The organism is Kribbella jiaozuonensis (genome assembly GCF_005233875.1).
Lineage (GTDB): Bacteria > Actinomycetota > Actinomycetes > Propionibacteriales > Kribbellaceae > Kribbella > Kribbella jiaozuonensis.
On sequence record NZ_SZPZ01000002.1, the window covers coordinates 863,567 to 876,154 of the forward strand.

Genomic DNA, 12,588 nt, shown 5'->3' on the forward strand with positions numbered 1-12,588 from the left:
CATGGCCGGTTGGGACGTCCACACCCACCTGATCCCGCCGACCGTACTGTCGGCGGCGCACCGGGGTGAGTTCGGGTTGTCCGTCGACAGCGGTTCGCTGGTGGTCGACGGACAGCGACTGCCGCTGGGTCGGCTGGCCGACCCGGCCGCACTGCTGCACTGGATCACCGAGCAGTCGCTGGACGGCGCGGTGGTCTCCGTACCGCCCGCTCTCTTCCGGTACGACGCCGGCGTCGAGTGGGCCGAGTTGGTGAACCAGGGGCTGCGGGAGCTCGCCACACCGCAACTGCGAGTGCTGGCGCACCTGCCGCTGCTCGACCCGACCGCGCCGTCAGTGGCAGCCGGACTGGCCGGTGAGGGTGTCTTCAGCGGGTTCGCCCTGGGTACGCCGAGCTATGCCGGGCTGGACCCGGTCTGGCGGGTGCTGGATGTGTTGGAGGCGTTCACGCTGATTCACCCCGGCAACAGTGACGACAAGCGGCTTGATTCGTTCTACTTGTCGAACCTGTTGGGGAATCCGTACGAGACCGGAGTGGCCGCCGCTTCGCTCGTCTTCGCCGACGTGCCGGGGCGGTTTCCAGGGATCCGGTTCTGCTTGTGCCATGGGGGTGGTGTGACGGCGGCCGTTGCCGGCCGGTGGCAGCGCGGGATCGACACGGACCGGCCCGGGATCGAGCCGGTGTCGTTGCCGGTGGCCGAGGCGCTGCGCCGGTTCTACGTCGACGATCTGGTCCACGACGACGCCGTACTGGAACTGCTGCACAAGACGTTCGGGCCCGAGCGGGTGCTGGCCGGGAGTGACTGGCCGTTCCCGATGGGCAGCGACGGGGTGTCCGCCGCGCGGTCCGCGACGGCCGAGGTGCTGACCCGGCCGCTGGCGAAGGAGGTCGCCGCGTGGTGAGACGGGTGTTCTGTCTGGTCGAGGTTGTGATCAGATATCAAATCGTGAACGGGGATGAGGCGTGAGTACACGGGGGACTGTGTTGCACAGTCACGGACCGGGTGAGCAGCTGAAGGCCGAAGAGGTCGAGCTGACTGCCGGTCCGGGTGAGACGTTGGTGGAGATGCGGCTGGCCGCTGTGACCGCACTGGACCGGTCGACGCTGGCGGGCAAGCAGCCGTCGGTGCCGTTCGTGCCGGGCTCCGAGGGAACCGGTGTGGTCGTCAGCTCGGACGTGGTCGAGGCCGGGACGGCTGTGCTCGTCCGGGGCGACGGCGTCGGCGTGACTCGTCCAGGTGTTTGGGGTCAGTACGCAGTGGTGCCGGATGCCGCCGTACATCGGCTGCCGTCGTCGCTCGAGCCGGGAGCGGCGCTGACGTTGCTGACGCAGGCGTTGACCGCGCACACCGCAGTACGACGGGTGGCCGACGTACTGAAGGGCGAGACCGTTGTGGTCACCGGGGTGAATGGTCTGCTCGGGCGGATGTGCGCTGCGATCGCTCGGTCCGCCGGTGCGGCGCGGGTGATTGGTCTGGTGGCCATGGAGGCGTCTGTCGATGCCGCGAGTGCGCTGGTGGACCAGATCGTTCGCGTCGACGGGCTGGGACAGGTTGGTCGGGAGCTGCAGTGGTGTGACGCGGCGATCGACACCATGGGCGGTCCGGTGACCGGTGGGGTCCTCGGGCATATCGCTCCGGGCGGGCGGATCGCCGTACTGGGTTACAAGGCCGGTGAGTTCACCACGATCGACCTGCACCAGTTGATCGGCCGCGACCTCCGGGTGCTGCCGGTGAACCTGCAGCGCACAGCTCTGACACCGGATGCGGTCGGTCAGGCACTCGCGGATATCGCACCGGCGTCCTGGCGGGCGGAGTACGACGTGGTGCCCGCGGACCGGGCCGGTGACGCGCTGGATCGGCAAGCAGGGCGGGTGTTGCTGGACTTGACGGCACTCCGGCTGGCATAGACCACTTGCGTTGGTTTGGGGTCCTAGCTGAGCAATCCGTCGTCGAAGGCCCGCAGATACCCGAGTGGCGGCTACGGTACCTCCAGAGCTGAATAGGAGAGAGGCAGCCCGCTACTGATGATCCGACGACTCGAGCTCACGCCTGGGGGGCCGACCGGCCGTCGTACGCTCGCCGAGGAAGCCGCCGCCGAGCTGCACGAACTCATCCTGTCCGGCGAGCTTCCCAGTGGTACGGCGCTGCGGCTCGAGGAGCTCGCCAAACGGCTGGACATGAGCCAGATGCCGATCCGCGAAGGGCTGCGGCGGATGGCTGCGCTCGGACTGGTCGAGATCGTCCCGCACAAGGGCGCCTGGGTCCGTGAGCTGTCGATGGAGGACCTGCGCGACACCCACGCGACCCGACTGGCGCTGGAGTCCCTGGCGGTGCGTGCGGCCGCGACGCGGTTCTCCGACACGGACGCCTCGACCGCACGGGACGCACTGGCCGAGCATGTCCGGTTGTCGAAGCTGGGCGACAACATCGCGTCCCGGCAGGCGCACACCGAGTTCCACTTCGCCATCTACCGGGCCGGCGGTTCGCGGTGGCTGCCGCGAGCGATCGAGCCGGTCTGGCAGAACAGCGAGCGCTACCGGTTCGGCTCCCGGCAGACCAAGGCCCGCATCGAGCAGACCCGCCGGGAGCACCAGGCGATCCTCGATGCGTGCGTTGCCCACGACGAGACGGGCGCCGAGGCCGCGCTGCGCGAACACCTGGAAGGTGCGATGCAGCGCATCACCGAGACAATGGAGCGTCGCTCGGCCAAGCCGTGAGCTCTTCGAACCGGTCGTGCTGCCAGCCGGTCGCATCGAAGACTGCACGGAGCAGCAGGCCGTCGCTGCTCGACCGGTGAACTCCGATGAGCTCTTCGAGCGGTTTGCTGCCCAGACCGTCGTAGTACTCGTCGAGTGCCTGTCGCCTGCGCTGCTCGGACGCTCCGCTGATTTCCTCGAGCGGCGCTTCGCATCCTTTGATGTGGCCTGAGCCGACCCGCTGTCCTGGTGCGAGCTGCTGGACCAGTTGTTCACCTGCGCGCACGTCCTGCGCTCTGACGCGTGCACCAAGCGCGCGGCAGTGGACGTGCTGGAGTGCTCGCTCGACTGCTTGTGAGATCGCGATGTGGTCCGGGTGCCCGGTGAGTCCGTCACGTCCGACGGTGAGGATGAGCTCCGGCTCGATCACCTGCACCGCGGTCTCGATCTCCGCGGCCAGCTCGGCCGGATCGGCGGCTGCCGGCGTCTGCGGTCCGTTCAGTCCGCCGTCGTCGATCCAGCGGCCTCCACCGCCGGCGGGCTTTGCAGCGCCGTCGGCTCCGAGCCAGTCCCATTCGTCGATCCCGAGTAGTGCGCAGGAGGCGGTCAGATGGTCGGCTGCTCCATGCATGCCGGCGGTGGCGACCCGCAGTACGACGTGCCAGCCCTGATCGTGCAGTACGGAGGTGGCGGCGCCGGTGGCGAACACCTCGTCGTCCGGGTGCGCGTGGACCACCAGCGCCGTACGCATCAGTCGGCCAGGCGCGCCGGGAAGCCGCCGGTGGCGAGTGGGCCCCAGCGCTCCGGGGTGATGCGGATCAGGCACTTGCCCTGCTTCACCATCGCCTCGCGGTACTCGTCCCAGTCCGGGTGCTCACCGGAGATCGCACGGTAGTAGTCGACCAGCGGCTCCACCGCGTCCGGCAGCTCGATCACCTCGCCGCTGCCGTCCACCTGCACCCACGCGCCGTTCCACTCGTCCGACAGCACGAGCACACCGGCCTTGCCGGTCCGCTTCACGTTGGTGCTCTTGGCCCGCTCCGGGTACGACGAGATGACGATCCGGCCCTCGGTGTCCACACCTCCGGACACCGGTGACGCCTGTGCCGTCCCGTCCGCCCGGTACGTGATCAGCAGCATGTGATGACGAGGCCGCACAAACTCCAGCAGCCCCTCGAGGTCGACCTTGGTGTTGGTAGCAATAGTCCTCGGCATGACTCCCACCCTATGTGCCGGGCCGGAGGTCCTGCGTGCCGAGGAGGTGTTCCAGCTCGCCGTCGGTGCGCTGGTTGACGAGGTGCTTGAGGTACTGCGCCTGGGCGGTCGTGGGCAGCTCTCCGGCCAGCAGATCGGGCAGGTCCGGGCCTGGGGACGACCGGATTGACATGTTCGAACAGGTGTTCGAACATGGATTCATGACGGGGAGCAAGGCAGCGACGAGCCGGGTCACGGCACTCGACCAGGCACGCCTGCTCCTGGCCCAGGCCAAAGCCCAGAAAGCGGCCGCCGAGGACCTTCTCGAGGTGCCCGATCTCCCCCCACCCAGCCTCCCCACCCCCACCCATCTGGCCCCAGTCACCAGCTTCGACCCCGACACCCACCTCGACCCCGACACCCTCGACCCGAGCTCCCTCGACGCGGGCTTCCTTGATGCCGGCTCCCGGGGCATCGGTTCACGCAACCTGGGCTCCGGCGACGCCAGCTTCCGCGAGGCGGGCTTCCGCGGCGCCGGCTTCCGCGACCCGAGTCCCGGCGGCCTCGGCGCCGGCTCCGGGGGTCGCGAGGAGGCTGGGGTGCGGCTTGCTTCGGTTGGGGGTGGGGTTACTCGGGTGCCTTCGGTGGCGCGGGTGCAGCAGGCGCTGGACACGGCGGGGGTGGATCGGGAGCTGCCCACGCATCCGGCGGTGAGTGAGCTGCTGGCGGGGGCGAGCCTGCGCGGCGGCTCGGTGTACTCCGTGCGTGGCAGTGCCGCCCTGGTGATGGCGCTGATGGCCGGTCCGTCCGCGGAGGGCGCCTGGTGCGGTGTCGTCGGGGTGCCGTCGTTCGGCGCCGAGGCGGCGCGTGGGCTCGGGGTCGACCTGGAGCGGCTCGTGCTGGTCCCGGATCCCGGCCGGGACTGGCTCAGCGTCGTCGCCGCACTGGTGGACGCGCTGACGGTGGTGGTCGTCCGGCCGCCCGGGGAGGTGACACCGGGGGAGGCGTCCCGGCTCGCCGCCCGGCTCCGGACCCGCGGCGCGATGCTGATCGCGTACGGGTCGTGGCCCGGCAGCGAGGCCAGGTTCGAGATCGAGAGCAACACCTGGACGGGTCTCGGCGACGGCGAGGGGCTGATCACCGCCCGCCGCGCGACGGTAGCGGTGACCGGTCGACGATCCGCCGTACGGTCCCGTCGCCAAGACCTCTGGCTCCCCGGCCCCGACGGCACCGTCCGCCCCGCCGAGCCCACCCAAGAACAGGCACCCGGCTGGCTCGGCCGACCCGCCGATCCGACTCGCGAGCAGGCTCCCGGCTGGCAGGAGGAGTGGGTGGAAGAGATCGGCGCGGTGGGCTGATGGCCGGCCGTGGACTCACCCGCAGCATGCCTGACCGGCCGGTGACAGCGGCCGCGGTGGCGACCGGGTGGCAGGAGGAGTGGGCTGAAGAGATTGGTGCGGTGGGCTGATGGGTGGGCGTGGGCTCACTCGGACGATGGTGATCTGGGTGCCTGACTGGCCGGTGACGGCGGCTGCGGTGGCGGGCGGGCGGTCGCCGGACGAGCCGATCGTCGTGCTGGAGAAGGGGAAGGTGCTCGCCACCTCCGCCGCCGCGCGGGCCGAAGGGGTGCGGCGCGGGCAGCGGGCCCGGGACGCGCAGTCGCGGTGCCCGGAGCTGGTCGTGCTGAAGTACGACCCGGTGATCGACGCGCGCGCGTTCGACCCGGTGATCGCGTGCCTGGAGGCGATCACGCCGGGCGTGCAGGCGATCCGGCCGGGCATGTGTGCGTTGAAGGCGCGCGGTCCGGCCCGGTTCTACGGCAGCGAGGAGGTGGCGGCGGAGAAGCTGCTCGACCGGCTGGAGACGTTCGACGTGCCGGGCAGCCGGGTCGGGATCGCCGACGGTCCGTTCGCCGCGGAGCAGGCGGCGCGGACGAGTTCCGCGCGGACCAGGGTGCAGGTGGTGCCGCCGGGCGGATCACCGCAGTTCCTCGCGCCGTTGTCGGTCGACCTGCTCGAGCAGCCCGAACTCACGGATCTGCTGCGCCGGCTGGGCCTGCGGTCGCTGGGTGCGTTCGCCCAGCTGTCCGGGACGGAGGTGCTGACCCGGTTCGGGCCCGGCGGAGCCTTCGCCCATCGGCTGGCCGGCGGGGCCGACGATCGCCCGGTGACCGGCCGGGAGGTCCCGCCGGAGCTGACCCGGGCGCTCGACTTCGAGCCGTCCGTCGACCGGGTCGACCAGGTCGCGTTCGCGGTCCGTGCGATCGCCGACGAGCTGATCGTCCGGCTGACCGAGCTCGGCCTGGTGTGTACGACGCTGCGGGTCGAAGTCGGCACCGAGTCCGGGCGGATCCATGAGCGGGAGTGGCTGCACCCGCGCTGGTTCACCGCGGCGGACGTGGTGGACCGGGTGCGTTGGCAGCTACAGGGCAGCGGCACGGCGACCAGCGAGCTGACGTCGCCGGTCGTGCGGATCCGGTTGATCCCGGAGCAGGCAGACCCGGTCGGTGCGCATGTCGACGGGCTGTGGGGCGGCGGGCCGGACGAGCGGATCCACCGGGCGTTGTCGAGGGTGCAGAGCATGCTCGGTCACGGCGCGGTGGTGTCGGTGGTGATCGGCGGCGGGCGAGGGTTCGCGGACCGGCAGACACTGATCCCGTGGGGCGATCCACCGGTGCCGCCCCGACCGCCCGACCAGCCGTGGCCCGGGGCGATCACCGGGACGAGTGCCGGGACGAGCGCCGGAGCCGAGCGCTGGCCGACCCCGGCGCCGACCACGATCTTCCCGGAGCCGATCCCCGCGAAGGTGTTCGCCGCGGACGGCGCCCAGGTGTCGGTCAGCGCCCGCGGCGAGCTCTCCGGCGTACCGACCGCGTTCTCCCTGCTACCCACCAACGGCCCCGGCGTTCAAGTTGCCGACAGCAACAAAATCCACCCGATCACCGCCTGGGCCGGCCCGTGGCTCAGCACCGAACGCTGGTGGGACCCCACCACCGAGTCCCGCCAGGCCCGCTTCCAGTTCCAGACCGCCGACACCCGCGCCTGGCTCTTCACCCTCCACCAAACAACCTGGCAGGCCCAAGCCACCTACGACTGACCTAGGTGAAGTCGATGCGCATCACCGTGCGGCGGAGGGTGGGGTGGGTTACTTGCTTGAAGCCGGCTTCTTCGAAGGCTTGGTGGGGGCCGACGTGGAGTTCGCCCCAGGTGATGGTTTTGCCGGGCTGGGTGAACATCGGGTAAGCCTCCAGTGCGCGGGCGCCGCGGGTGCGGGCGTATGGGATCGTCGCGCGGGCCAGGTGGTACGTGAGGCCTTGGCCGCGGAAGCCTTTGCGGACGGTCATGCACGTGACGGCCCAGACGCTCTCGTCGTCCTTGTCCTCGTTGCGGTCCGTCCACGGCACGCGGGACGTCCGCAGCTTCGGGTACGCCGTGCGCGGTTCGAGCGCGACCCACCCGGCCGGCTCATCGTCGACGTACGCGATCAGCCCGGTCGTCGACGGCGCGTCCGGCGTACCGCACGCCGTCTGGTCCTGCAGGCGCGTCATCCGCTCGTCCAGCGTCGAGTCACGCCAGATCCACCCGCGGATCTTGAACCGCTGACATTGGCACTGTCCCGCGTCCGTCGTACCGAAGACTGTCTGCAGGTCCTCCCACGACGCTTCGTTCGCCGGTACGACGGTCACCTGCGACTCATCGATCACCATGCGGGCACGCTAACCCGAGTTCCGGACGACCACCTTCCGGAACCACTCGGAAGTTAGGACCAACGACCCTGAAGACGCCGGAGTTCCGCGCTAGGCCGGCAGCAGAACCGGCCCGCCAAGAGGCAACACCCGGACTAGGCTCCGGGGCATGACTGAGCTTGCGGCGACGTTCCAGCAGGAGGCGGTAGCGGAGGCCTATCAGCATCGGCCGCCGTACCCGGACGAGGTCTTCGACCGCCTCGAAGCCCTGATCACCGACGAACCACGACGCGTGCTCGACATCGGCGCCGGTGAAGGCGCGATCGCCCGGCCGCTCGCGCCACGGGTCGAACACGTCGACGCGATCGACTTCTCCGCGCCGATGATCGAAGCCGGCCGGCAGCGCCCCGGCGGCGACCAGCCGAACATCACCTGGCAGGTCAACCCGATCGAGACCGCCGAGCTCGACGGCCCGTACGCGCTGGTCACGGCCGGCGCGAGTATCCACTGGATGCCGTGGGAGGAGACGTTCGCGCGGATCGTCCCGCACCTCACCCCGAACGCCCAACTCGTCGTCATCGAACACGGCCCCGTCGACATGCCCTGGTGGGACGGCGTCATGCAAGCGATCCAGCGGCACTCCCGCAAGAAGAACCACGACCCGAAGTACAACGTGGTCGAGGCGATCCGGGACCGCGGCCTGCTCGAGCTCGGTGGTACGGCGCGAACCGCGCCCGTCACCTATCACCAGAAGGTCACCGACTACATCGAGCAGTTCCACTCGACGTCGAGCCTCGCGCGCGACCTGATGACACCCGAGGAGGCCGCCGACTTCGACGCGATGGTCGAGGAGGCGGTCCGGCCGTACGCGAAGGACGGCGTACTGGAGCTGAAGATCGAGGCCGAGCTCAGCTGGGGCCGGCCGCTGGCCTGACGTCGTCATTGTTCAGCTTCCCGATGCCCGCAGGCCATTGACCCGGCCGGGCTGTCCGGCAAGGGTTCGTGACCGGACAGCCATCGTGGGAGGGGTAATGATGAGCGAACGAGTGACACTGCCGTCGATCCGGCGGCGAACGCTGCTGGGTGCCGCAGGCGCAGCAGTCGCCGCGGGCGGCGTCGTCGACGTACGGCAGGCGCACGCGAACCCGATCCGCAGCGACCCGTTCGGCCTCGGTGTCGCCAGCGGCGACCCGCTGTCGGACCGGGTGATCCTCTGGACCCGCCTGCTGCGCGACCCGGCCGACGGCGCTCGCCTCACCGACCGCGCCGTACAGGTCGGATGGCAGATCGCCACCGATGAGCGTTTCCGGCACGTGGTCAGGGCCGGGTCGGCAACCGCACGCGCGAATCTGGCTCACTCGATCCATGTGGACGCCGCCGGGTTGCGGCCGGGGCGGGACTACTTCTACCGGTTCCGCACCGGCAGATTCATCAGCCCCGTCGGGCACACCCGCACGGCGCCGGCTCCGCACAGCGCGGCCGCGCGGCTGCGGTTCGCCGTGGCCAACTGCCAGGACTGGCAGAACGGGTACTTCGGGGCGTACCGCGACATCGCCGCGTCCGACCTCGACCTGGTCCTGCACGTCGGCGACTACATCTACGAGTACGACCCGCAGCAGAACGCAGTACGGCAACACAACGCATCCTCCGGGACCGCTGCGGGTGCCGATCAGCTGATCACGCTCGCCGACTATCGCAACCGGCATGCGCTCTACAAGTCCGACCCCGCACTGCAGGCGGCCCATGCAGCACTGCCCTTCATCTCGACGTGGGACGACCACGAGACCGAGAACAACTACGCCGGTCTGATCGACGAGCAGGACGCCCCGCCGTGGCACCAGACACCTGAGCAGTTCAAGCTTCAGCGGGCCGCGGCGTACCAGGCCTGGTACGAGCACACCCCGGTGCGGGCGACGAACCGCGGCGGCTGGTCCGACCTGCGGATCTACCGCCGCTTCGACTTCGGCACGCTGCTGCGGCTGAACGTGCTCGACACCCGGCAGTACCGCACCGACCAGCCCGGCGGCGGCCTGCCGACCGGAGGTCTGCCGTCCGACTTCGGGCCGCAGGCGCTCGGCGACACGAACGTGACCGGCACGCTGACCGGTCCGGTTCAGGAGAAGTGGCTGCTGGACGGCCTGCGTACGTCGCACACCCGGTGGAACGTGCTCGGGCAGCAGGTGATGATGGCCCCGACCAGGTTCATCGCGCCGCCGCCGGCTTCGGTGGTCAACCTCGACCAGTGGGACGGCTACACGCCGCAGCGTCGTCGGCTGCTCGCTGCGATCGCCGCGAGCAAGGCAGCGAACCCGGTGGTGATCGCCGGCGACATCCACTCGACCTGGATCAACGATCTTCGGCTCACGGTGGACGACCCGTCCGCGCCGGTGGTGGCCAGCGAGTTCGTCTCGACGTCGATCACCTCGGACTTCCCGGCGGCGTTCGTGCCGATCGCCGAGCAGTCCAACGCTGCCTTCAACCCGTGGGTTCGCTACTTCAACGGCCGCACCCACGGCTGGCTGCGGATGGACGTCGACCGCACCCGCTGGCTGACCGAGGAGCGTTCGGTGTCGTCGGTCGCCGTACCCGATGCGCCGTCGTCCACCACAGCACGTTGGGCCGTCGAGGCCGGCAAGCCAGGAGTTGTCCCGGCCTGACGAGGCAGCGCTAGAGCGCGTCAGCGCGGGACTGCAGGTAGCGCTGTTCGGGAAGGCTCTGTGTGAGCCGCGCGGCGAGCTCGTACGCCTGTCGCGCGGCGACCGCGGAGCCGGACAGCTCCAGTAGATGGGCACGAACAGCAGCCAACCGGTGGTGTCCCTGCAGGGCGGTGTCCACATCGTCGAGCAACGCCAAGCCGGCGGCCGGGCCGTGCACCATCGCGACCGCGACGATCCGGTTCAGTGTCACCATCGGCCCCGGCGCGGTCGACTCGAGGAGTTCGTACAGCATCAGGATCTCGCGCCAGTCCGTGTCCTCGGCCCGTGCCGCCGAGTCGTGGACCGCGGCGATCGCAGCCTGCAACTGATAGAGCCCGACCGGCGCCGACTGCAGCGTGGACGTGATCAACTCGGTGCCTTCGGCAACCGCCTTGGCGTCCCACAACGTCCGGTCCTGCTCCGGCAACGGCACCAGCGCCCCGTCCGCCGTCGTACGAGCGGGCCGGCGCGCATCCGTCAGTAGCATCAACGCCAGCAGCCCGGCCACCTCACCTTCCGCCGGCAACTGCGCCCGCAACTGCCGGGTCAGCCGGATCGCCTCCGCACTCAGCTCGACCCGGTGCAGCGACGTACCGGACGACGCCGTGTAACCCTCGTTGAAGATCAGATACAGCACATGCAGTACGGCGGCCAGCCGCTCGGACTGCTCCGACGCCGGCGGCATCGCGAACCGCGCGCCCTGGAGCTTCGCCTTCGCCCGGCTGATCCGCTGCCCGATCGTTGCCTCCGGCACCAGAAATGCCCGGGCGATCTCGCCGGTGGTCAGCCCGCCGACCGCGCGCAGCGTGAGCGCGACCTGCGATTGTGACGTCAGCGCCGGATGACAGCACAGCATCAGCAACGTCAGCGAGTCGTCGACCGACGACGCGGGCTCCGGTTCCGGCGCGACGGCGACCGCCTCCTCCCGCCGCGAGCGGGCCGCCTCGTTCCGCAGTACTTCGATCCGCCGCCGCGAGGCGACCGTGATCAGCCAGCCGCGCGGATTCGCCGGAACCCCCTCACCCCGCCACTGCAGCGACGCAGCCAGCAGAGCCTCCTGTACGGCGTCCTCGCACGCGTCGAAGTCGCCGTACCGCCGGACGAGCGCGGCCAGCACCTGCGGCGCCTGCTCCCGCAGCAGCTCCTCGATCACATGTACGCGCCGAGATCACGGACCGGACGGACCTCCACGACGCTGAACGGCGCCTCCGGGATCTGCGCGACGATCTCCACCGCCCGGTCCATCGAGTCGCACTCCAGCAGGTAGAACCCGGCCAGCTGCTCCTTCACCTCGGCGAACGGCCCGTCCGTCGTCAGCGGCTTCCCGTCGCGCACAAGCACCTGTTTGGTCAGCCCCGGATCGTCCAGCGACTCCGACGCGACCAGCTCCCCTCGGGCCTCGAGTGCCTCGTGCAGGCCGGCATACCCCGCCATACCTTCCTGCTTCTGCTCGTCGGACAGCGAGTCCCACACCGCCCGCGATTCCGGGTTCCCGTAGATCAGTACCAAGAACTTCATGATCGGCCTCCCGTTCCAAGGATCACTCTCGGGTATCGATCGGGTCACCGGTTCGCACCAGCCATAGCGGACCACGAACGGGCGCGTTCAGGTAATCAGGGGAAAGTCGGGGCATGCCCCGGCATGGCCGGACGTAAACGTGTCGGGGTGCCCCAGTAGAGTTACGACGGGTATCAGGGTGAGAGAGGGAGGGGTCGCGTGCCGGACTTGGAAGTGTCCGACCGGGTTTGGACGATCCCGAACGCGCTCAGCTTCCTCAGGTTGCTGGGTGTGCCGCTGTTCCTGTGGCTGGTGCTCGGCCCCAAGGAGGACGGCTGGGCGCTGCTGGTGCTGGCGATCTCCGGGTTCACCGACTGGGCCGACGGCCAGATCGCCCGCCGGATGAACCAGACCAGCCGGCTGGGCCAGATGCTCGACCCGGTGGCCGACCGGCTGTACATCTTCGCGACCGTCGTCGGCCTGGCGCTGCGCGACATCATCCCGTGGTGGCTGGCGATCGCGCTGCCGCTGCGGGACCTGCTGCTGACGCTGACCCTGCCGGCCCTGCACCGCCGCGGTTTCAACGCGCTGCCGGTGCACTTCCTCGGCAAGTCGGCCACGTTCTGCCTGCTGTACGCGTTCCCGCTGCTCCTGCTCGGCGACGGCGACTCCACCCTCAACCTGCTCGCCCGCGTGTTCGGCTGGGCGTTCGCGATCTGGGGGACCGGTCTGTACTACTGGGCCGGCGCGCTGTACTTCGCGCAGTTGCGGCACCTCGTCCAGACGGTGAAGCCGATCAAGGACGCGGCCGGGTAGACCC

General features: G+C 69.9%; 14 protein-coding genes. 9 read left to right on the top strand and 5 right to left on the bottom strand.

Annotated features, from left to right (window positions below; translation table 11 throughout):
• Position 1 precedes the first annotated feature (1 nt).
• From FDA38_RS15670 to FDA38_RS15680, 3 genes are all read left to right on the top strand, one after another.
• Positions 2-901 (top strand): amidohydrolase family protein, encoded by a 900-nt coding sequence (locus FDA38_RS15670; protein ID WP_137254757.1) that lies wholly within the window; start codon positions 2-4, stop codon positions 899-901.
• A 61-nt stretch (positions 902-962) separates the two neighbouring features.
• Entirely contained in the window at positions 963-1,907 is a 945-nt protein-coding gene (locus tag FDA38_RS15675; protein ID WP_137254758.1) for a quinone oxidoreductase family protein, read from the top strand.
• A 117-nt stretch (positions 1,908-2,024) separates the two neighbouring features.
• Positions 2,025-2,717: a GntR family transcriptional regulator gene (locus FDA38_RS15680; protein WP_137254759.1), complete on the top strand. Its 693-nt coding sequence runs from the start codon at positions 2,025-2,027 to the stop codon at positions 2,715-2,717.
• Here the strand turns inward: FDA38_RS15680 and FDA38_RS15685 are convergent.
• Entirely contained in the window at positions 2,680-3,447 is a 768-nt protein-coding gene (locus tag FDA38_RS15685) for a PIG-L deacetylase family protein (RefSeq protein WP_137254760.1), read from the bottom strand. The genes FDA38_RS15680 and FDA38_RS15685 overlap by 38 nt on opposite strands.
• Entirely contained in the window at positions 3,447-3,911 is a 465-nt protein-coding gene (locus tag FDA38_RS15690; RefSeq protein ID WP_137254761.1) for a PPOX class F420-dependent oxidoreductase, read from the bottom strand. The genes FDA38_RS15685 and FDA38_RS15690 overlap by 1 nt, the downstream gene beginning before the upstream one ends.
• Here FDA38_RS15690 and FDA38_RS42245 point away from each other — a divergent pair.
• The 3 genes from FDA38_RS42245 (at position 3,910) to FDA38_RS15700 (ending at position 6,986) form a co-directional block, all read left to right on the top strand.
• Positions 3,910-4,080 (top strand): hypothetical protein, encoded by a 171-nt coding sequence (locus FDA38_RS42245; RefSeq protein ID WP_170989747.1) that lies wholly within the window; start codon positions 3,910-3,912, stop codon positions 4,078-4,080. The genes FDA38_RS15690 and FDA38_RS42245 overlap by 2 nt on opposite strands.
• A 31-nt stretch (positions 4,081-4,111) precedes the next feature.
• Positions 4,112-5,248 carry a hypothetical protein gene (locus FDA38_RS43090; protein WP_233714740.1) on the top strand — a complete coding sequence of 379 codons (1,137 nt, stop codon included), beginning with the start codon at positions 4,112-4,114 and terminating at the stop codon, positions 5,246-5,248.
• A gap of 148 nt (positions 5,249-5,396) precedes the next feature.
• The gene (locus tag FDA38_RS15700) at positions 5,397-6,986 is read left to right on the top strand and encodes a DNA polymerase Y family protein (protein WP_233714741.1); all 1,590 of its coding nucleotides are present in this window, start codon (positions 5,397-5,399) and stop codon (positions 6,984-6,986) included.
• A 1-nt stretch (position 6,987) separates the two neighbouring features.
• Here FDA38_RS15700 and FDA38_RS15705 read toward each other — a convergent pair whose 3' ends face one another.
• Entirely contained in the window at positions 6,988-7,596 is a 609-nt protein-coding gene (locus FDA38_RS15705; protein ID WP_137254763.1) for a GNAT family N-acetyltransferase, read from the bottom strand.
• 148 nt (positions 7,597-7,744) lie between these two features.
• On the opposite strand from FDA38_RS15705, the gene FDA38_RS15710 reads away from it, so the two are divergent.
• A complete protein-coding gene (locus FDA38_RS15710; RefSeq protein WP_137254764.1) occupies positions 7,745-8,509 on the top strand; it encodes a class I SAM-dependent methyltransferase in 765 nt (254 codons plus the stop codon).
• A 100-nt stretch (positions 8,510-8,609) separates the two neighbouring features.
• On the top strand, positions 8,610-10,232 hold the full coding sequence (locus FDA38_RS15715; protein WP_137254765.1) for an alkaline phosphatase D family protein: 1,623 nt from the start codon (positions 8,610-8,612) through the stop codon (positions 10,230-10,232).
• Between the two features lie 10 nt (positions 10,233-10,242).
• Here the strand turns inward: FDA38_RS15715 and FDA38_RS15720 are convergent, their stop codons facing one another.
• Positions 10,243-11,424 (bottom strand): RNA polymerase sigma factor, encoded by a 1,182-nt coding sequence (locus tag FDA38_RS15720; protein ID WP_137254766.1) that lies wholly within the window; start codon positions 11,422-11,424, stop codon positions 10,243-10,245.
• Entirely contained in the window at positions 11,421-11,789 is a 369-nt protein-coding gene (locus FDA38_RS15725; protein ID WP_137254767.1) for a YciI family protein, read from the bottom strand. Before FDA38_RS15725 ends, FDA38_RS15720 begins: the two co-directional genes overlap by 4 nt.
• A gap of 198 nt (positions 11,790-11,987) precedes the next feature.
• On the opposite strand from FDA38_RS15725, the gene FDA38_RS15730 reads away from it, so the two are divergent.
• On the top strand, positions 11,988-12,584 hold the full coding sequence (locus FDA38_RS15730) for a CDP-alcohol phosphatidyltransferase family protein (protein ID WP_137254768.1): 597 nt from the start codon (positions 11,988-11,990) through the stop codon (positions 12,582-12,584).
• Positions 12,585-12,588: the final 4 nt, after the last annotated feature.

What these genes read in the sequence shown, in the direction of transcription:
- FDA38_RS15710 (WP_137254764.1), top strand. Translation starts at nt 7,745, where the DNA reads ATGACTGAGCTTGCGGCGACGTTCCAGCAGGAGGCGGTAGCGGAGGCC.
- FDA38_RS15725 (WP_137254767.1), bottom strand. Translation starts at nt 11,789, where the DNA reads ATGAAGTTCTTGGTACTGATCTACGGGAACCCGGAATCGCGGGCGGTG.
- FDA38_RS42245 (WP_170989747.1), top strand. Translation starts at nt 3,910, where the DNA reads ATGACTCCCACCCTATGTGCCGGGCCGGAGGTCCTGCGTGCCGAGGAG.
- FDA38_RS15690 (WP_137254761.1), bottom strand. Translation starts at nt 3,911, where the DNA reads ATGCCGAGGACTATTGCTACCAACACCAAGGTCGACCTCGAGGGGCTG.
- FDA38_RS15715 (WP_137254765.1), top strand. Translation starts at nt 8,610, where the DNA reads ATGAGCGAACGAGTGACACTGCCGTCGATCCGGCGGCGAACGCTGCTG.
- FDA38_RS15670 (WP_137254757.1), top strand. Translation starts at nt 2, where the DNA reads ATGGCCGGTTGGGACGTCCACACCCACCTGATCCCGCCGACCGTACTG.
- FDA38_RS15680 (WP_137254759.1), top strand. Translation starts at nt 2,025, where the DNA reads ATGATCCGACGACTCGAGCTCACGCCTGGGGGGCCGACCGGCCGTCGT.
- FDA38_RS15705 (WP_137254763.1), bottom strand. Translation starts at nt 7,596, where the DNA reads ATGGTGATCGATGAGTCGCAGGTGACCGTCGTACCGGCGAACGAAGCG.
- FDA38_RS15685 (WP_137254760.1), bottom strand. Translation starts at nt 3,447, where the DNA reads ATGCGTACGGCGCTGGTGGTCCACGCGCACCCGGACGACGAGGTGTTC.
- FDA38_RS43090 (WP_233714740.1), top strand. Translation starts at nt 4,112, where the DNA reads ATGACGGGGAGCAAGGCAGCGACGAGCCGGGTCACGGCACTCGACCAG.